This is a genomic window from Streptomyces sp. NPDC091972, assembly GCF_044756385.1.
Taxonomy (GTDB): domain Bacteria; phylum Actinomycetota; class Actinomycetes; order Streptomycetales; family Streptomycetaceae; genus Streptomyces.
The window spans coordinates 288427-306764 of record NZ_JBIVSV010000004.1 but is presented as its reverse complement, the minus strand read 5'-3'; the positions used below and the strand labels follow the sequence as shown (position 1 = coordinate 306764).

19 protein-coding genes are annotated in these 18338 nt (G+C 72.6%); 9 read left to right on the top strand and 10 right to left on the bottom strand.

All coding sequences use genetic code 11. The annotated features are described in order from the left end of the window. Window positions 1–79 precede the first annotated feature (79 nt). Entirely contained in the window at window positions 80–1021 is a 942-nt protein-coding gene (locus ACIQJT_RS13955) for a chitosanase (RefSeq protein ID WP_402643118.1), read from the bottom strand. After that, the gene (locus ACIQJT_RS13950) at window positions 1018–1935 is read right to left on the bottom strand and encodes a rhomboid family intramembrane serine protease (protein WP_402643115.1); all 918 of its coding nucleotides are present in this window, start codon (window positions 1933–1935) and stop codon (window positions 1018–1020) included. The genes ACIQJT_RS13955 and ACIQJT_RS13950 overlap by 4 nt, the downstream gene beginning before the upstream one ends. A gap of 192 nt (window positions 1936–2127) precedes the next feature. Here ACIQJT_RS13950 and ACIQJT_RS13945 point away from each other — a divergent pair, with 192 nt between their 5' ends. Next, on the top strand, window positions 2128–3762 hold the full coding sequence (locus tag ACIQJT_RS13945) for a cytochrome bc complex cytochrome b subunit (RefSeq protein ID WP_402643112.1): 1635 nt from the start codon (window positions 2128–2130) through the stop codon (window positions 3760–3762). Here ACIQJT_RS13945 and ACIQJT_RS13940 read toward each other — a convergent pair. Further along, on the bottom strand, window positions 3740–4696 hold the full coding sequence (locus ACIQJT_RS13940) for an acyl-CoA dehydrogenase family protein (RefSeq protein WP_402643110.1): 957 nt from the start codon (window positions 4694–4696) through the stop codon (window positions 3740–3742). The genes ACIQJT_RS13945 and ACIQJT_RS13940 overlap by 23 nt on opposite strands. Beyond that, a complete protein-coding gene (locus ACIQJT_RS13935) occupies window positions 4696–5826 on the bottom strand; it encodes an acyl-CoA dehydrogenase family protein (protein ID WP_402643108.1) in 1131 nt (376 codons plus the stop codon). Before ACIQJT_RS13935 ends, ACIQJT_RS13940 begins: the two co-directional genes overlap by 1 nt. 48 nt (window positions 5827–5874) lie before the next feature. Here ACIQJT_RS13935 and ACIQJT_RS13930 point away from each other — a divergent pair, with 48 nt between their 5' ends. Genes ACIQJT_RS13930 through ACIQJT_RS13920 form a run of 3 tightly spaced genes read left to right on the top strand, consistent with a single transcriptional unit; the run spans window position 5875 to window position 8463 of the window. Beyond that, window positions 5875–6660, top strand: coding sequence for an SDR family oxidoreductase (locus ACIQJT_RS13930; RefSeq protein ID WP_402643105.1), 786 nt, complete (start codon window positions 5875–5877; stop codon window positions 6658–6660). Between the two features lie 13 nt (window positions 6661–6673). Further along, window positions 6674–7288, top strand: coding sequence for a TetR/AcrR family transcriptional regulator (locus ACIQJT_RS13925; protein WP_402643102.1), 615 nt, complete (start codon window positions 6674–6676; stop codon window positions 7286–7288). 17 nt (window positions 7289–7305) lie between these two features. Further along, window positions 7306–8463, top strand: a complete 1158-nt coding sequence (locus tag ACIQJT_RS13920; protein WP_402643100.1) for an acetyl-CoA C-acetyltransferase — start codon at window positions 7306–7308, stop codon at window positions 8461–8463. On the opposite strand, the gene ACIQJT_RS13915 is transcribed toward ACIQJT_RS13920, so the two are convergent. The 4 genes from ACIQJT_RS13915 to ACIQJT_RS13900 are packed head-to-tail and all read right to left on the bottom strand — an operon-like array spanning window position 8447 to window position 11754. Then, entirely contained in the window at window positions 8447–9496 is a 1050-nt protein-coding gene (locus ACIQJT_RS13915; protein ID WP_402643097.1) for an NAD(P)H-dependent flavin oxidoreductase, read from the bottom strand. The genes ACIQJT_RS13920 and ACIQJT_RS13915 overlap by 17 nt on opposite strands. Continuing rightward, window positions 9496–10212: a CoA-transferase subunit beta gene (locus tag ACIQJT_RS13910; protein ID WP_402643094.1), complete on the bottom strand. Its 717-nt coding sequence runs from the start codon at window positions 10210–10212 to the stop codon at window positions 9496–9498. The genes ACIQJT_RS13915 and ACIQJT_RS13910 overlap by 1 nt, the downstream gene beginning before the upstream one ends. Beyond that, window positions 10193–11014 carry a CoA transferase subunit A gene (locus tag ACIQJT_RS13905; RefSeq protein WP_402643092.1) on the bottom strand — a complete coding sequence of 274 codons (822 nt, stop codon included), beginning with the start codon at window positions 11012–11014 and terminating at the stop codon, window positions 10193–10195. The genes ACIQJT_RS13910 and ACIQJT_RS13905 overlap by 20 nt, the downstream gene beginning before the upstream one ends. Next, window positions 11011–11754, bottom strand: a complete 744-nt coding sequence (locus tag ACIQJT_RS13900; protein WP_365451492.1) for an enoyl-CoA hydratase family protein — start codon at window positions 11752–11754, stop codon at window positions 11011–11013. Before ACIQJT_RS13900 ends, ACIQJT_RS13905 begins: the two co-directional genes overlap by 4 nt. Window positions 11755–11808: 54 nt before the next feature. Here ACIQJT_RS13900 and ACIQJT_RS13895 point away from each other — a divergent pair, with 54 nt between their 5' ends. Beyond that, window positions 11809–12549, top strand: coding sequence for an SDR family oxidoreductase (locus ACIQJT_RS13895; RefSeq protein WP_402643088.1), 741 nt, complete (start codon window positions 11809–11811; stop codon window positions 12547–12549). A gap of 1 nt (window position 12550) precedes the next feature. Beyond that, the gene (locus ACIQJT_RS13890; protein WP_402643086.1) at window positions 12551–13456 is read left to right on the top strand and encodes an SDR family oxidoreductase; all 906 of its coding nucleotides are present in this window, start codon (window positions 12551–12553) and stop codon (window positions 13454–13456) included. Between the two features lie 76 nt (window positions 13457–13532). On the opposite strand, the gene ACIQJT_RS13885 is transcribed toward ACIQJT_RS13890, so the two are convergent. Together ACIQJT_RS13885 and ACIQJT_RS13880 are read right to left on the bottom strand one after the other, a co-directional pair. Continuing rightward, window positions 13533–14414, bottom strand: coding sequence for a hypothetical protein (locus ACIQJT_RS13885; protein WP_365451498.1), 882 nt, complete (start codon window positions 14412–14414; stop codon window positions 13533–13535). A 37-nt stretch (window positions 14415–14451) separates the two neighbouring features. Then, on the bottom strand, window positions 14452–16221 hold the full coding sequence (locus tag ACIQJT_RS13880) for a beta-galactosidase family protein (protein WP_402643082.1): 1770 nt from the start codon (window positions 16219–16221) through the stop codon (window positions 14452–14454). An 84-nt stretch (window positions 16222–16305) separates the two neighbouring features. On the opposite strand from ACIQJT_RS13880, the gene ACIQJT_RS13875 reads away from it, so the two are divergent. From ACIQJT_RS13875 to ACIQJT_RS13865, 3 genes are all read left to right on the top strand, one after another. Next, window positions 16306–17178, top strand: a complete 873-nt coding sequence (locus tag ACIQJT_RS13875; protein ID WP_365451502.1) for an AraC family transcriptional regulator — start codon at window positions 16306–16308, stop codon at window positions 17176–17178. Between the two features lie 83 nt (window positions 17179–17261). Continuing rightward, a complete protein-coding gene (locus ACIQJT_RS13870; protein ID WP_365451504.1) occupies window positions 17262–17612 on the top strand; it encodes a chorismate mutase in 351 nt (116 codons plus the stop codon). Between the two features lie 138 nt (window positions 17613–17750). Continuing rightward, window positions 17751–18323, top strand: coding sequence for a response regulator (locus ACIQJT_RS13865; RefSeq protein ID WP_365451506.1), 573 nt, complete (start codon window positions 17751–17753; stop codon window positions 18321–18323). Window positions 18324–18338: the final 15 nt, after the last annotated feature.

Here is an 18338-nt window from a genome sequence, read left to right as displayed (position 1 = left end):
ACAAAGGCGTACGGAACACTGACGGCGCCTGCCTCCACGTCCCCGACCGGACCGGAGGCAGGCGCCGTCGCACGCGCTCCTACGGCACCTCGAACGTCTCCCCGTACACCTGCCAGGTCAGCGGGGTCCGCAGCTCCAGGTTCCCCTCGTCGAGGAAGCGCCGTTGCGCGGTGTCCACGCGGGTGGTGTCGATGTCCGGGTCGCGGGTGCGCATGGCGTCCGCGCGGATGTCGAGGAAGGTGTCCAGGTAGTCCTTCTCCGAGCCGCCCTCGGTCGGGCTGTCGGCCTCGCGGAGGGCGCGTTCGCGTATGCCGTAGAAGCCGGTGGCGTCGGTGCCGGGGCCGTGGAAGACCATGGCGTCGTAGTAGGCGAACTGGCCGAGGGCGCCGAGTCCGTCGAGCTTGGCGAGACGGACCGCGGGATCGAAGTACACCCGGTCGCGGGCCGAGTCCTGCGCCTTCTGGAAGGCCGGGACCTCGGCCTCCGCCTTCCAGGCGGCCGGGAAACCCGGGTCCAGGCCCTCGTGGGAGTCCGTGCCGTCGACCGCGCGCAGCGCGGGCAGGTACCGCGCCAGACCGTTGCCGGGGTGCGCCTTCGTGTAGTCCTCGACGAGGGTGAGCAGGTCGCTGGTGCCGGTGCAGAAGCCGATGATGCCGGCGGTGTAGCCCTGGCCGTCGCCGATGTCCTCGATGTAGGCGTAGGCGCTGCGCCAGTCGAGGGTGGAGTTCTCGGCGCTCGCCACGAGCTGCTGGGCGAGTTCCTTCTTGCCGGGCGCGGCGAGGCCGGGCGGCAGGGCGGTGACGACCTGGTCGTCCTCCGCGCTCCTGGCGCCCGCGGGCCGCTCGGCCCACGTCTTGGCGCCCTGGGCACTTCTGGCGTCCTCGGCCGTCTGCGACCGGTAGGCGGAGGAGAGGTCGGGCCCCGCCCCTTCGGCGCCGGAGTCCTCGGGCGCGAAGAGGTAGACGGAGGCCGTGACGAGTGCGGGGACGGCCGCGAGGAGCAGCAGGCGGACGCGTTTCACACTGCCCCCGTCAGTTCGGTGACCTTGGCCCAGGCGGACACCAGGAGCACCACCAGCAGGACGGCGCACGCGCCCGCCTGGACCAGGGTGCGGCGGCCGTCGCGGGGAGCGTACGCGTAGGCGAGGGTGACGGCGGCTCCGGCGAGCAGCCCGCCGAGGTGGCCCTGCCAGGAGGTCGCCCACGCCGAGATCACCAGCCAGACCAGCAGGCCGGTCATGAAGCGGTTGACCTGGGCCATGTCGGCGCCGAGCCGGCGGGCCATCACCCAGTAGGCGGCGCCGAGCCCGAAGATCGCGCCGGACGCGCCGAGCGTGGGCTCGGCGGGCGCGAGCAGCAGGACGAGGACCGACCCGCCGAGCGCCGACAGCAGGTAGAGGGCGAGGTAACGGACCCGCCCGAGCTGGGTCTCCACCACGCGGCCGATGTTCCACAGCGACACCATGTTCATCACGATGTGCAGAATCCCGAACGTGCCCTCGGTGGGCGGCAGATGGAGGAACGCGCCGGTCAGCAGCCGGTACCACTCGCCGTCGGCGACCCCCACGGCGTGGAAGGCGGCGGGGTAGGAGGCCTGCCACACGTAGTGGCTGCCGTCCGGGCCCACCAGGCCGACGCCCAGCATCTCGAACCGGTCCACGATCGCCGGGCGCACGAGTTCACCGACGTAGGCCAGCACGTTGAGGCCGATGAGGACGTACGTCACCAGGGGAACGGCCGTGATCCGCCCGCCGAACACGGTCCGGGCCTGCCGCACCGACCGCGCCCCCTCCCGTACGCACTCGGGGCACTGGTGGCCCACGGCCGCCTCCCGCATGCAGTCCGGGCAGATGTACCGCTCGCAGCGGGTGCAGCGGACGTGGGACTCCACCGCACGATGGCGGTAGCAGGTGGTGACGGTGGATTCGGGCTCCACGGCCGGCTCCTCGAAGTGGCGGTGACGATGATCGAGCCGGTGGGGACGGCAGCGAACAAAATAACGAACTCGGGTGAGGGTGCGGAGCGGCGGGGCCCTGGTCGTGATCAACCGCCGGGCCGTGTCCGCCCCGTTGGCTCAGCCGTACCGCCGTGGCACTCTGACAGTGATCCGGCGGGGAGGCGACGACATATGGACGGCGCACGATCGGTGAACCAGGCGGCCCGGTCCGAGGCCGGCAAGGGCGAGAGGCTCGCCGACTGGGCGGACGGGCGCCTCGGCCTGTACGCGCTGGCCAAGGCCAACATGCGCAAGGTCTTCCCGGACCACTGGTCGTTCATGCTGGGCGAGGTCTGCCTCTACAGCTTCCTCATCCTGATCCTCACGGGCGTCTACCTCACGCTGTTCTTCGAGCCCAGCGGGGTCGAGGTCGTGTACCACGGCTCCTACGAGCCCCTCAACGGCGTGGTGATGACCCGGGCCTACGAGTCCACGCTCGACATCAGCTTCGACGTGCGCGGCGGTCTGCTGATCCGGCAGATCCACCACTGGGCCGCGCTGGTCTTCGTGACCGGCATGCTCGTGCACATGATGCGAGTGTTCTTCACCGGCGCCTTCCGCAAGCCGCGCGAGCTCAACTGGGTGTTCGGCTGGACCCTGCTGTTCCTCGGCATCATCACCGGCCTGACCGGCTACTCCCTCCCCGACGACCTGCTGTCCGGCACCGGCATCCGGTTCGCCGACGGGGCGATCCTGTCGATCCCGATCGTCGGGACGTACCTGTCGTTCTTCCTGTTCGGCGGGGAGTTCCCCGGCCACGACATCATCCCGAGGCTCTTCCCGATCCATGTCCTGGTGCTGCCCGGGATCATGCTCGGCCTGGTGGTGGCCCATCTGATCCTGGTCTTCTACCACAAGCACACCCAGTACCCGGGGCCCGGCCGCGACAACAGGTCGGTGGTCGGCATGCCGTTCCTGCCGGTCTACATGGCCAAGGCGGGCGGCTTCTTCTTCCTGACCTTCGGGGTGCTGGCGCTCATGGGCGGGCTCGCCCAGATCAACCCCGTGTGGGCGTTCGGGCCGTACAGCCCGCACCTGGTGACCACCGGCGCCCAGCCCGACTGGTACCTCGGCTTCTCCGAGGGGCTGATCCGGGTGATGCCGGGATGGGAGATCAACTTCTGGGGCCACACCCTGGAACCGGGCGTCTTCATCCCCTTCTCCCTCTTCCCGCTGATCCTGCTCGCGATCGGGGTGTACCCCTTCGTCGAGGCATGGGTCACCGGTGACAAGCGCGAGCACCACATCCTGGACCGGCCGCGCAACGCCCCCGTCCGCACGGGCCTCGGGGTGGCCTGGCTGAGCCTGTACGTGGTGCTGCTGATCGGCGGCGGCAACGACATCGTGGCCACGCATCTGCACCTGTCCATCAACGCGATCACCTGGTTCGTGCGGGTCTCGGTGTTCGTGGTGCCGGTGCTCGCCTTCGTGGTCACCAAGCGCGTGTGTCTCGGGCTCCAGCGCCGGGACCGGGACAAGGTGCTGCACGGCCGGGAGACCGGCACCATCAGGCGGCTCCCGCACGGGGAGTTCGTCGAGGTCCACGAGCCCCTCTCGCAGGCGCAGCTGCACACCCTCACCCAGCACGAGCAGCAACCGCCGTACGAGATCGGTCCGTTGGTCGACGCCAACGGGGTGCGGCGGCCGGTCAGGCGCTCCCAGCGGGTGCGGGCCGGGCTCGCGCGGGCCATGTTCGGGCCCGACACGCGGGTCGCCAAGCCGACGGCGGAGGAGTTCCGGGAGATCACCAGCGGCGACCACCACTGAGGACGGTGGCACGGCACTCGTCGGGGCCGCCCCAGGCGGTGCGCAGGGCGCGGGCCCTGGTGAGCCACAGGGACAGGTCGTACTCCGCCGTGTACCCGATCGCGCCGTGGAGCTGGAGTGCGGTGCGGGCCGTCCGGTACGCCGCCTCGCACGCCGTGACCTTGGCCGCGGCGACGTCCTGTGCGGTCATCGTCAGGGCGGCGCCGAGGAGCAGGGGACGCGCGAACTCCAACGCGATCCTCGCGTCCGCCAGTCGGTGCTTGACCGCTTGGAAGGAGCCGATGGGCACGCCGAACTGGGTGCGCTCCTTCACGTGGGAGACGGTCCTGTCGAGGAGGGCCAGGCCCACACCGAGGGCCTGGGCGGCGGTGGTGAGGCGGGCGACGAGGAGGGCGGCGGTGACGGGCGGGTGCGCGGTGAGCAGTTCGCCGCCGGGTGCCAGCCGGGTGAGACGGCGGGCGGGGTCGAGCGAGGGGCGCACCGGGCCGTGGCCGGGGGCGAGGTACAGGCCCTCGGAGCTCAGGGAGAGGTGGACGTCCGCGACCTGGCCGTCCAGGGCGTACCCGCCGTCTCGGGCCACGGTGGCCATCGTCTCTCCGGCGGCCAGCGCCGGGAGCATTCGCCTCGCCGCGTCCGGTGCGGTGAGCAGTGCCGCCGCCGTCACGGTCTCCACCAAGGGACCCGGTACCGCGTGCCGCCCCAACTCCACGAACGCCAGCGTGAGGTCGGCAGGACGCGGACCCAGTCCCCCGTAGGCCTCGGGCACGGCCAGTGCGAACACCCCCGCATCGGCGATACGGCCCCACAGCGCGCGTCCGCCGGCGTGGTCGCCGCGGCTCCAGTCCCGTACGACGGACGGGGTGCCGGCGGCCGAGAGCATCGCGTTCAGGGAGGCGGCGAAGTCGCGCTGCCCGGCGTCGGGGAGGAGGCGCATCAGCGGCGTCCCTTCGGCAGACCCAGCAGGCGTTCGGCGATGATGTCGCGCTGGATCTCGTTGGTGCCGGCGTAGATCGGGCCGGCGAGGGCGAAGACATAGCGCTCGGTCCACTCCGGGTCCTCTTCCTCACCGAGGAGATCCAGGGCCGTCTCGGTGAGCGCGATGTCGTACTCGGACCAATAGACCTTGTTCAGGCTGGACTCGGGGCCGAGCCGCTCGCCGTCCAGGACACGAGCGGCGGCCGCGTAGGTGAAGAGCTGGTAGGCGCGGGCTCCGATCAGGGCGTCCGCGACCCGGGTCCGGGTGGCCGGTGGGGCGTCGAGGGACGTCCAGAGCGCGAACAGCCGGTCGGCGGCTGCCAGGAAGCGGCCCGGTGAGCGCAGCATCAGACCGCGTTCGTTGCCCGCCGCCGACATCGCGATCCGCCAGCCCTGGCCGGGCTCGCCGATGACGTCCTCGTCCGGTACGAACACCTCGTCCAGGAAGAGCTCGGCGAAGGCCGGCTTGCCGTCGAGGCGGCGGATCGGGCGGACGGTGACCCCGGGCGCCCGCAGGTCGAACATCAGGTAGGTCAGCCCCTGATGGGGGCTCGGGGCGTCGGGGTCGGTGCGGAAGAGCCCGAAGGCGCGGTCCGCGAAGGCCGCCCGGGAGGACCAGGTCTTCTGCCCGCTGAGCAGCCAGCCGCCGTCCGTGCGCACCCCCTTGGAACGCAGGGACGCCAGGTCCGAGCCCGCCTCCGGCTCCGACCAGGCCTGCGCCCAGATCACCTCGCCGGTGGCCATCGACGGCAGCACACGCGCGCGTTGCTCCGCCGTGCCGTGGTCGAAGAGGGTCGGGGCGAGCAGGCCGACGCCGTTCTGGCCGACGCGGCCGGGCGCACCGGCCGCGTAGTACTCCTCCTCGAAGACCAGCCAGCGGACCAGCCCGCAGTCCCGGCCGCCGTACTCGACGGGCCAGTCGACCACCGACCAGCGGCCCGCCGCCAGTTCCGCCTCCCAGGCGCGGTGGGCCGCGAAACCCTCCCGGGTCTCCAGGGACGGCAGGGGCGTGGCGGGCACATGCGCGCGCAGCCACGCCCGGGCCTGCGCACGGAAGGCCTCGTCCTCCCGCGTGAACGCCAGATCCATGGACACCCGTCCTTCCCTAACAAGTGTTTGGTAGGTTAGCGTGGCGCCATGACAGGCGTCGAGAGCCCGGTGTACGAGCCGGGGCACGGTCTGCTGAAGGGACGCACCGCCGTCATCACCGCCGCCGCCGGCGCGGGCATCGGCGGGGCGACCGCCCGCCGCTTCCTGGAGGAGGGCGCGCACGTCCTGATCAGCGACGCCCACGCGCGGCGGCTGAAGGAGCACGAGGCCGCCCTGGCCCGGGAGTTCCCGGGCGCGGTGACGTCCCTGGCGTGCGACGTCACCGACGAGACCCAGGTGGGAGCACTCTTCGACACGGCCGTCCGGGACCACGGACGGCTCGACATCGTCGTCAACAACGCGGGCCTTGGCGGCACTTCGGAGCTCGTCGACATGACCGACGACCAGTGGAACCGCGTCCTGGACGTCACGCTGAACGGCACCTTCCGCTGCACCCGGGCCGCCCTGCGGCACCTGCGGGACTCCGGCGGCGGCGTGATCGTCAACAACGCCTCCGTCGTCGGCTGGCGCGCCCAGGCCGGACAGGCGCACTACGCCGCCGCCAAGGCCGGGGTCATGGCGCTCACCCGGTGCGCGGCCCTGGAAGCGGCCCGGTACGGCGTCCGCGTCAACGCCGTCTCGCCCAGCCTCGCCATGCACCCGCACCTGGCGAAGGTCACCTCGGGCGAGCTGCTGGAGGAGCTCACCGCGCGCGAGGCCTTCGGGCGGTACGCACAGCCCTGGGAGGTGGCCAACGTCATCGTGTTCCTGGCGTCCGGCTACTCCTCGTACATGACGGGCGAGGTCGTCGCCGTCAGCAGCCAACACGCCTAGGACAATGGACGATGTGCCGACCAAGAAGACGCCCCAGGTGAGCGCCGCCGCCCCCGCGCGCCGCCGTGAACTCCTCGACACCGCCGCCGAGGTCTTCGCCGAACAGGGCTACAACGCCACGACCGTACGCAAGATCGCGGACCACGCGGGCATGCTCGCGGGCAGCCTCTACTACCACTTCGACTCCAAGGAATCGATGCTGGAGGAGATCCTGCGGACCTTCCTCGACGAGCTCTGGGACGGCTACGACACCGTCCTGAGCGCCGAACTCGGCCCGCGCGAGACCCTGGAGGCCCTGGTCACCGAGTCGTTCCGGGAGATCGACCGGCACCGGGCCGCCGTCGCGATCTACCAGAAGGAGAGCAGGCACCTGGTGGCGCAGGAGCGGTTCGCGTTCCTCGCCGAGTCGCAGCGCAGGTTCGAGAAGGCCTGGCTGTCCACGCTGGAGCGCGGGGTCGCGGCCGAGGTGTTCCGGGCCGACCTCGACGTCCGCCTGACCTACCGGTTCGTGCGCGACACCGTGTGGGTCGCCGCGTCCTGGTACCGGCCCGGCGGACAGCACAGCCCGGAGGAGATCGCCCGGCAGTACCTGTCGATGGTGCTGGACGGGATCGCCGTACGCACGTAACCCACTGGGGAGTCGCCATGGCCGAGGCCTACATCGTCGAAGCGGTCCGTACGCCCGTAGGGCGGCGCGGGGGAGGCCTGAGCGGGGTCCACCCGGCCGATCTGGGCGCGCATGTGCTGAAGTCGCTGGTCGAGCGGGCCGGGGTCGATCCCGGGGCCGTGGAGGACGTCGTCTTCGGCTGCCTCGACGCGGTCGGGCCGCAGGCCGGGGACATCGCGCGGACCGCGTGGCTCGCGGCCGGGCTGCCCGAGGAGGTGCCCGGGGTGACCGTGGACCGGCAGTGCGGGTCCTCGCAGCAGGCCGTGCACTTCGCCGCGCAGGGCGTGCTGTCCGGGACGCAGGACCTCGTGGTCGCCGGCGGGGTGCAGAACATGTCGATGATCCCGATCGCCTTCGCGACCCGGCAGGCCGCCGAGCCGCTCGGACTGATCCAGGGGCCCTTCGCGGGCAGCGAGGGCTGGCGGGCGCGGTACGGGGACCGGGCGGTGAACCAGTTCGTCGGCGCCGAGATGATCGCCGGGAAGTGGGGGATCAGCCGCCAGGACCAGGAGGAGTTCGCGCTGCGGTCCCACCGGCGGGCGCTGCGGGCCGTCGACGAGGGGCGCTTCGAGCGCGAGACGGTGGCCTACGGTCCGGTCGCGGTCGACGAGGGCCCGCGCCGGGACACCTCGCTGGAGAAGATGGCCGGGCTGAAGCCGGTGATCGAGGGCGGCACCATCACCGCGGCCTGCTCCTCGCAGGTCTCCGACGGGGCGGCGGCCATGCTGCTGGCCTCGGAGCGGGCGGTGCGCGAACACGGCCTCACGCCCCGCGCGCGCGTGCACCACCTCTCCGTGCGCGGCGAGGACCCCATCCGCATGCTCACCGCCCCCATCCCGGCCACCGCGCACGCCCTGAAGAAGACCGGCCTCACCATCGACGACATCGACCTCGTCGAGATCAACGAGGCCTTCGCGCCGGTGGTGCTGGCCTGGCTGAAGGAGACGGGGGCCGACCCGGACAAGGTCAACGTCAACGGCGGCGCGATCGCCCTCGGCCATCCGCTGGGGGCGACGGGCGTGAAGCTGATGACGACCCTGCTGCACGAACTGGAGCGCACGGGCGGCCGGTTCGGCCTCCAGACGATGTGCGAGGGCGGGGGACAGGCGAACGTGACGGTCATCGAGCGGCTGTGAGGCGCTGAAGGACCTCCTCCGCCTCCCTCATGATCCGTTCCACCAGCTCCGCGCACGACGGCAGGTCGTCGATCACCCCGGCGACCTGCCCGGAGGCCATCACTCCCAGATCCGTACGGCCGTCCACCATCGCCGACCTCAGGAGCATGGGAGTGTTGGCGGCCAGGAGGACCTGGCTCCAGGTGAGGTCCTTGCCCTGCTTCATGGCCAGTCCGTCACGCACCAGCTGCCGCCAGGTGAGCCCGGACAGCCGCCGGAACCCGGCCGCCCTGCGGAAGGCCCGCGCCAGGGACTTCACGTGCCCGGAGCCCTCCAGCGCGCTCACCAGATCCGTGCGGAGCATCCGGTGCGGCAGGCCGTCCACCGCCCGGGTCACCGTCACGTCCCGGACCGTCGCCGCCAGATAGCGTGCCTTCACCGCGTCCGGCACGGTCGAGTCCGAGGTGAGCAGGAACCGCGTGCCCATGGCGACGCCCGCCGCCCCGTACGCCAGCGCCGCGACCAGGCCCCGCCCGTCGAAGAAGCCGCCCGCCGCCACGACCGGGATGTCCACCGCGTCCACCACCTGCGGAAGCAGTACCGTCGTCGCCACCTCCCCGGTGTGCCCGCCGCCCTCCCCGCCCTGCACGATCACCGCGTCGGCGCCCCAGGCCGCGACCTTCTCGGCATGCCGACGGGCCCCGACGGACGGGACGACGACCACCCCCGCCTCCTTGAGCGTGGCGATCAGCTCGGCCGAGGGCGCCAGGGCGAAGGACGCCACCCGCACGCCCTCGTCGACGATCACCCGCACCCGGTCCCCGGCGTCCGCCGCGTCGGCCCGCAGATTGACCCCGAAGGGCGCGTCGGTACGGGACCTGACCTCCCGCACGGCGTCCCGGAGCTGGTCCAGGGTCATGGTCGCGGAGGCCAGTACGCCGAGCGCGCCCGCGTTCGCCGCGGCGGAGACCAGGCGGGGGCCCGCCACCCACCCCATCCCGGTCTGCACGATCGGACGGCGGACGCCGGTCAGCCGGGTGAGCGCGGTCTCCATCAGCCGGCCACCTCCCGGCCCCGGGTGTTGTCGGGATCGATCACCTCGCGGATCAACTCCAGTTCACGGGCGGTCGGTTCGCGGGTGTACGGCACTTGGTTCGGGACCGCCAGGTCGAAACCGGTGGCCTCCCGCACCTGTTCCACGGTGACGCCCGGATGCAGCGAGGCCAGCCGCATCGAGCGGTCCGGGCCGGCGAAGTCGAGGACCGCCAGGTCGGTGACGACCCGGGGGATGCGGTGGAAGCGTGCCCCGGCGGCACGGTCGTACCCCACCCCGCACACCATGTCGACCTTCTCCACGAACACCCGGCGGGAGTGCCTGGGGATCCAGTAACTGGTCGGGTTGTTCAGGGTGTTGACCGGCGCGCCCCGCACCCCGAGCAACTGGCGTGCCGGTCTCGCCCAGTCGCCGATGCAGGAGATGTTCTGGTTGCCGTACCGGTCGATCTGGCTCGCACCCATCATCACGTGCCGGCGCCCGCCGGTGACCAGGGCGAGATGCTGCCGGTAGGGCAGCCAGCCCTCGGGCGTGCCGTCCGGGCGGACCAGCAGGGCCTCGCCGTCGGTGAGCAGCAGGTCGGGGGAGAAGGTGAGGCGGGCGAGCCGGGCGCCGACCGAGGGGACCAGTCCCATCGGGCTCGCCAGGATCTCACCCGCGTCCCGCCAGGCCTCGGCGCAGGCGATCACGCAGTACTCACTCCGGGTCGCGGTCATGGAGTCCTCCCGCGAGGTACCGTGCGGCGAACTCCGGCCAGGGCGTGGTCGCGTACTCCCGCTGCACGGTCTCGTCCCGGTCGTAGTCGGGGACGCAGGAGGTGAAGTGCGCGCCGCCCGGGGCCTCGACCACACCGGTGACCGTGTGCCGCTTGATCAGCAGCGACTGCGGCGGCGCCTCCTCGGTCAACTCGGCGGTGTCCACGATCCGTTCGCAGGAGACGTACGCGGTGTCGGCCGCCTCGCAGAACAGGTCGTCGAAGTAGGGGTCGGGGCCGAGGCACTGGCCGTTGCCCAGCTTGTCGGCGCGGTTCACGTGCACCAGGGCGGCGTCCATGCGGAGCGCGGGCGCGGCCACGAACGTCTCCCGGTCGTCGTAGGGCGAGGTCACCGTCCGCAGGTCCGGGTTGACCCGCATGACGTCCGAGCCGATCGCCGTCCGCACCGGCAGGAACGGCAGCCGGTTCGCGGCCGCGTGCAGGCCCCACATGAACATCGCCTCGTCGATCTCCATGAGCTCGAACGCACCGGCCTCGCGGGCCGCCCGGTAGTGGGGTTCGAGGGGGATCGAGTCGAGGGTGACGAAGGCGGTGACGAGCTTGCGGACGCGCCCCGCGGCGGCGAGCATGCCGACGTCCGGGCCGCCGTACGAGACGACCGTCAGGCCGGTGAGGTCCGAGCGCAGCAGCGCGCGCACCAGTGCCATCGGCTTGCGGCGCGAACCCCAGCCGCCGATGCCGAGGGTCATGCCGCTGCGCAGCCCGGAGACGGCCTCGTCGGCCGTCATGGTCTTGTCGCTCACTCCGCCTCCCCGCCGAACCTGTCACGGACCCGGTCGGCGACCCCGCTGACGCTCGCCTCGTAGGTGAAGCCCTGCTCGTGGCGGTAGCTGCGGCGGACGTCGACCGGGTCGATGCCGTTGATGGCGGCCTTGGCCAGACGCAGCAGCTCGCCGTCCTTCGCGGCGATCTCGCGGGCCGACTCCAGGGCGGTGGCGGCCAGTTCGTCCCGCGGGACAACCCTCCACACTGAGCCGTGCCGGAGCAGTTCGGCGGCGGTGACCGTGCGGGAGGTGAAGTACAGGGCGCGCATGAGGTGCTGGGGCACGAGCCGGGCCAGGTGGGTGGCCGCGCCGAGGGCCCCGCGGTCCAGTTCGGGCAGGCCGAAGACGGCGTCCTCGCTCGCCACGACCACGTCCGCGTTGCCCGCCAGGCCGACGCCCCCGCCCAGGCAGAAGCCCTGCACGGCCGCCACCACGGGCACCTCGCAGTCGTAGACCGCCGAGAAGGCCTCGAAGCAGCCGCGGTTGGCGCCCACGAGGGCGGCCGGGCCGCGCTTCTGGATCTCCTTGATGTCCACGCCCGCGTTGAAGCCGCGTCCCTCGGCCGTCAGCACCACACACCTCACCTGGGGATCGCGGCCCGCCGCGCGCACGGCGTCGGCCAGGGCGAACCAGCCGTCCACCGGTAGGGCGTTCACCGGCGGGAAGTCGACCCCGACCAGGACGATCCCCTTTTCCGGGGACGAGGTGGAGACACCCATGGCCGCATCAGCTACCTTTCCACCAAACGTTTGTTAGGTGAAGGGTAGCGGTCAATGGAGCTGAACGGGAGGGTCGTGGTCGTCACCGGCGGGACGCGCGGGGTCGGCGCCGGGATCGCCCGCTCCTTCGCGCAGGCGGGGGCGGACGTCGTCGTCTGCGCGCGCAGACCCCCCGAAGTCCCCTCGCCGCCAGGCCGGTTCGTGGAACTGGACGTCCGGGACGGCGACGCCGTACGGCACTTCTTCGCCGCCCTGCCCCGCCTGGACGTCCTGGTCAACAACGCGGGCGGGGCCCCCTGCCAGCTGCTCGCCGACGCGAGCCCCGAACGGCACGCGCGCGTGGTGGAGCTGAACCTCCTCGCCCCGCTGACGGTGTCCCTGGCCGCGTACGACCACCTCAAGCGGGCCCGCGGCTCGATCGTCATGATCGGCAGCGTCAGCGGCGGCCGGCCCTCGCCCGGCACGGCCGCGTACGGGGCGGCCAAGGCGGGCCTGGAGAACCTCGCCCGCTCGATGGCCGTCGAGTGGGCGCCCCATGTGCGCGTGAACACCCTGGTCGTCGGCATGGTCCGCACCGAGCGCTCGCATCTGCACTACGGCGACGAGGAGGGCGTGGCCGCCGTCGCCCGCACGGTCCCGCTCGGCCGACTTGCCGAGCCTTCCGACGTGGGCGCGGCAGCCGTCTTCCTCGCCTCCGACGCCGCCGCCTACATCAGCGGCGCCTCGCTGCCGGTGCACGGCGGCGGGGAGCGCCCCGCCTTCCTGGACGCCGCGACCGCCCGCGAGGAGACGTGAGATGACCGGAATCTGCGACGGCCGGGTCGTCGTCGTCACCGGCGCAGGCCGCGGTCTCGGCCGCGCCCACGCGCTCGCCTTCGCCGCCGAGGGGGCACGGGTCGTCGTCAACGACCTCGGCGTCGGCCTCGACGGCACCCCGGACCCCGACAGCCCCGCCTTCCTCGTCGCCGAGGAGATCCGCGCGGCGGGCGGCGAGGCGGTCGCCCACGGCGGCGACATCGCGACGTCCGACGGTGCCGCCTCCCTCGTCCGGGCGGCCCTGGAGGCGTACGGCCGCCTCGACACGCTGGTCAACAACGCCGGGTTCCTGCGCGACCGGATGCTCGTCAACCTCGACGAGGACGACTGGGACGCGGTGCTGCGCGTCCACCTGAAAGGCCACTTCCTCCCGCTGAAGCACGCGGCCGCGCACTGGCGGGCGGAGACGAAGGCGGGCCGCACGCCGGTGGCGAGGATCGTCAACACCTCCAGCGGCGCCGGACTGCTGGGCTCGGTCGGGCAGGGCAACTACAGCGCCGCCAAAGCAGGGATCGTCGGCCTCACCCTGGTCGCGGCGGCCGAACTCGCCCGCTACGGCGTCCAGGTCAACGCGATCGCCCCCGCGGCCCGGACGAGGATGACCGAGCGGACGTTCGCCGACGCCATGGCCGCCCCGGCCGCCGGCTTCGACGCGATGGCCCCGGAGAACGTGTCCCCGCTCGTCGTCTGGCTGGGCTCGGCGGCCGCCGCCGGGGTGACGGGCCGGGTCTTCGAGGCGGAGGGCGGCCGGATCACCGTGATGGAGGGCTGGCGGCCGGGCCCGACGAGGGACAAGGGCGCGCGATGGACCCCGGCGGAGGCCGGGGAAGCGGCCCTGAGGCTGCTCGCAGAGGCGGAGGAGCCGCGCCCCGTGCATGGAGCGTGACGGTGATGCCGTCAGGGGCGCGGGGAACCGCGCGACCGTCCGCGACGGGCGCCGCGGACGGCGGACGGCGGGCACCTCAGGTGTCGCACTCCAGCACCGTCCGGCACAACCCGCAGCGCGCTCGCACCCGTCCCCGCACCGGCACCCGGATCCGCTGATGGCAGGTGGGGCAGGGAAACGACACCCGCAGCCGCCCGGGCCCGTCCGGCGTGAAGGTGTACGCAACCCCCGGCTGCGGCCCGGGCGCATGCCGCCGGTCCCGTGCGTACCGCCGCCGCCCCGCCCAGCCCGCGGCCGTGAGCGGAGGCTGCTGCTCGTCCTCCCGGGCCCTCGCCATGCCCTTCTCGTACGCCGTGTACGCCTGGGGACTGGTGAACCACACCGAGGGGTCCTCCCCGAACACCAGCGACCGCTTCGCCAGCACGTACCCGAACTCCTCCGGGGTGAGGTAGCCCAGTTTCTGCGACGACGCCGCGTCCTCCCGGTACGCGTCCAGCAGCAGCCACCCGGCGCCCAGGTACGTCGTCGCCGTGTCCGTGAGGATCTCGTTCTCGCGCACCCCCGGGAAGGACAGGTCCAGGCGGTGCAGGTACACGTGCATGACCTCGTGGGCCAGCGCCGCGCCGATGTCCCGCCGATGCGTACGGAAGCGGTCGTTCAGCTCGACGAAGTACTCGGGGCCCGCGGTGAGTTCGACGTTCGCCGCGTGCGTCATCTCCCGGAAGCCGACCACCAGCCGGGCGTCCGGGAGCCGGTAGTGCCGCACCAGTTCCCGGGCCACCCGCTGCGCGCCGAGATGGAGGTCGTCGGTGTCGCAGAACGCCACGTCCACCGGGGCCACGCTCGTCGCGAACGTCTGGACGGTGTCGTAGGAGAGCCGCCTGTAGAGCGCGTTGATCGAGGCCCGCACCGTCTCCAGGTGCGGGAAGCCGTGCTGGACCGGTCCGTCGTTCGTCACGCCCGTACCCCCAAGACGCCCTGAACCCGACTCCACTCTACGAGGTCACGGACCGATTCTCGCCGGTCGGATCCGGCGCCCGCAGCCGGAGCGCGGGCCCGTGCTCCGGCGCCTCCTCCAGCTCCAGCACCCACACCTCGTTGCGGCCCTCCCGCAGCACGGGCCCCGGCACGTACAGCGTGTGCCGCGGGCCCACGGACCAGTACCGGCCGAGACCGAAGCCGTTGACCCACACGAACCCCCGGGTCCAGCCCGGCAGCTCCAGGACCGCGTCCCCGGCGCCCGGCACGTCCACCGCACCCCGGTACAGGCCCGGCGAGCCGTCCCCGGGCAGCTCACCGAAACCGATCCCCGTCACCGAGTCCAGCGCGTCGAGCCGCAGCCCCCGCGCCCGCACCCCGTGCAGGAACTGCCGCTCGTGCAGCAGCCCCCCGGTGATCCCCTTGGCCTCCCCACTGCGGGGCCCGTAGTTGACCCGCCCCAGCGACTCCACCCACAGCTCCACGCGCGCGTGCCCCGCGACCGGCTCCTTGAGCTGCGGGTCCTCCTCGGTGAGCACCCCGGCCCGCGCACCGTCCACGTACACCACCGCGAGGTCCCGCAGCCCGCGCGCGACCAGCGGATACGGCTGCCGCGGCCCCGGCACGGTCACCTCGTACCGCACCAGCCCCCGGTCGACGTCCAGCTCTTCGAAGGTCGGCGGCACGGGACCCTCGTGGAGCGGACCGCCGCGCACCTCCAGTACGGCGGACAAGGACGCCCATTCGGTCAGGTCCACGTCACTGCCGGCACCCAGCACCTCCGGCGCGGGCGGCAGGTCCGCCACCGGGCCGTACTCGGACAGCACCTCGCGGAAACGCCAGAACTTCTCCGTCGGCCTGCCGTACTCGTCGATCGGCGCGTCGTAGTCGTACGACGTCACGTCCGGCTCCAGCGGACCGTCGTGCAGCGCGCCGCCGCCCCGGTTGGCGCCCGCCCAGCCCGCGAAGTTCGTGCCCCCGTGCGCCATGTACAGGTTCACCGAGGCACCGCACTCCAGGATCTCCCGCAGCGCCGCCGCCGCGTCCCGGGCGTCCCGCACCACCGGCTCGCCGCCCCAGTGCTCGAACCAGCCGCACCAGAACTCCATGCACATCAGCGGCCCCCGCGGCCGGTGGCGGCGCAGCGCCTCGAAGGCCGCACGGGCGTCGGAACCGAAGTTCACCGTGGCGAGGACTCCCGGGACCGAGCCGCCGGTGAGCATGTGGTCCTCGGGGCCGTCCGAGGTGAACAGCGGAACCGTCACGCCCCCGGCGCGCAGCAGCTCCGTCAGCCGCAGCAGATACGCGGCGTCCGAACCGTAGCTGCCGTACTCGTTCTCCGCCTGCACCATCACCACCGGGCCGCCCCGGTCGATCTGCCGCTCCACGACCTGCGGCAGCAGCCGCCCGAACCAGCCCTCGACCCGGGCGAGGTACCGCTCGTCACTCGTGCGCGCACGCCCCTCCAGCCAGTGCGGCAGACCGCCGTTCTCCCACTCCGCGCAGATGTAGGGGCCGGGGCGGACGATCGCCCACAGCCCCGCCTCCCGGGCCGCGTCCAGGAACCGGCCCAGCGCCTGCACGTCCCGGAAGTCGCCCGGGTGCGGCTCGTGCAGGTTCCACGGCACGTACGTCTCCACGCAGTTGAGACCCATCGCCCGCAGCATCGCCAGCCGGTGCCCCCACGCCGCCTCGTGCACCCGGAAGTAGTGCAGCGCCCCGGACAGCAGCCGCACCGGCCGTCCGTCCAGCAGGAAATCGGTTTCACCCACCCTGAACTCGCTCATAGGCTCCACCCTCACCACTGGCGGCGATCACGTCCATGGACAAAGATCAGCGCTGCTTGGACCGAAGCGCATGCAAGGAGCGCGATGTACCACACCTGGATGCGATTCCTCACCCCCAGCCCCGTCCACCACCGCCTGGGCCTGGTCTGCCTGGGAGTCGGACTCCAGCACGGCCCGCTGCCCACCGTCGGTCCCCGCACCCTCGACAGCCACGTCGCCGTCGTCATCAGCACCGGCACCGGCTGGTACGAGACCCCCGACGGCCGCCGTACCACGGTCACCGCGCCCTCCCTGCTGTGGCTCACCCCCGGCATCCCCCACCACTACGCGCCCGACCCGGACACCGGCTGGGACGAGGGGTTCGTCGGCTTCACCGGACCCGCCACCGCCACCTACACCGAACTCGGCTACATCGAACCCGACCGCCCCGTCGTGCCCCTGTCCGACGCCACCGGCCCGCGCACGGTGATCGCCCGCATCGCCCGCGCGGCCCGCCGCGACAACCCCCTCCTGGAGGTCGAGACCGGCGCCGCCGTCCACGAACTCCTGGTCGCCCTGCGCCGCGCCCGCGCCGACCTCGCCCCCGACGGCGACCCCGTCCTCAAGGCCCTCGCCCGCGACGCCTGCAAACCCATGTCCGTCGCCGACCACGCCACGGCACACGGCATGACCCTCGCCGAACTGCGCACCGCCGTCCGCCGCGGCGCCGGGTGCAGCCCCAAGGACTACCTCCTCGGCATCCGCCTCGGCCGCGCCAAGGAACTCCTCGCCGCCACCGAACTCCCCGTCGCCTCCGTCGCCCGCCGCGTCGGCTACGACGACCCCGCCTACTTCTCCCGCCTCTTCACCCGCCGCGTCGGCATGGCCCCCGTCCGCTTCCGCGCCCAGGAGAGCCGGACCGTGCCGGGCGGCTGGAGCCACCAGGTACCGGACCCGGACGACCTGCCGAGGGTCTGACCGGTGCAGGTCCGGGAGGCCGGCGGGACGTCGACGACGGGTGCCGGGCCGGGCCCTGAGCGGTCCGTCTAGGGTTGTCGCCCATGACCACCAGCAACACCGGATCCGGTGACGTCGACCCCGCCGTCCGCGAAGAGCTCAACCGGCTGCGGGACAGCATCGACAACATCGACGCGGCCGTCGTCCACATGCTCGCCGAGCGCTTCAAGGCCACCCAGCAGGTCGGCCACCTCAAGGCCCGCCACCAACTGCCGCCCGCCGACCCGGCCCGCGAGGCCCGCCAGATCGAACGGCTGCGCACCCTCGCCGAGAACGCCAAACTCGACCCGGCCTTCGCCGAGAAGTTCCTGAACTTCATCATCGCCGAGGTGATCCGGCACCACGAGCGCATCGCCGAGGACACCGTCAACGGCCCCACCCCGCTGGCCGATTGACCCCGCCCCGAACGCCGGGGAGGTGACAGGGGACGCCCGCACCCGGCATGCTGCGCTGTGCACTCCTTGTCAGCCCGCGAGCACACCGTGTCAACGCACGGGCGTAGGCTGGCTGTCCGCGAGGGAGGGACGCCGGCCATGCCTTCGGATGCCAAGATCCTCATCGTCGACGACCACGAGGACACGCTCTACGCCCTGGAGAGCGCCCTCGCCCCGCTGGGCTACCGGCTCGGCCGCGCCACCAGCGGCGACGAGGCCCTCAAGCAGGTGCTCCGGGGCCGGGTCGGCCTCCTGCTCCTCGACGTGCGGATGCCCGGCGTCAGCGGACTCGACGTGGTCCGCTACATGCGCCGCCTGGAACAGACCCAGCACATCCCCGTCATCCTGCTCACCGGCTTCGGCCCCGACCACGAACTCACCTCCGCCGCCTTCGGGCTCGGCGTCGCCGACCTCGTCATGAAACCCATCGACCCCTGGGCCCTGCGCACCAAGGTCCGCTACCTCTTCGACGCCCACCGCCGCCACCTCGCCCTCGAACACGAGGTGCGGGAGTTACGCGCCCTCGTCAAGGACCACACCGAGGACAAGCGCCACGACGAGGACGCCGCAGCCCCCGCCGCCCACCCGGCCCTGCCCCACCCGGAGGCCCGGGTACCGGTGCAGCGCGGCACCGGGGCGCACACCGGGGAGCTCGAACAGGACCGGACATAAGGCGTGTACCGATCC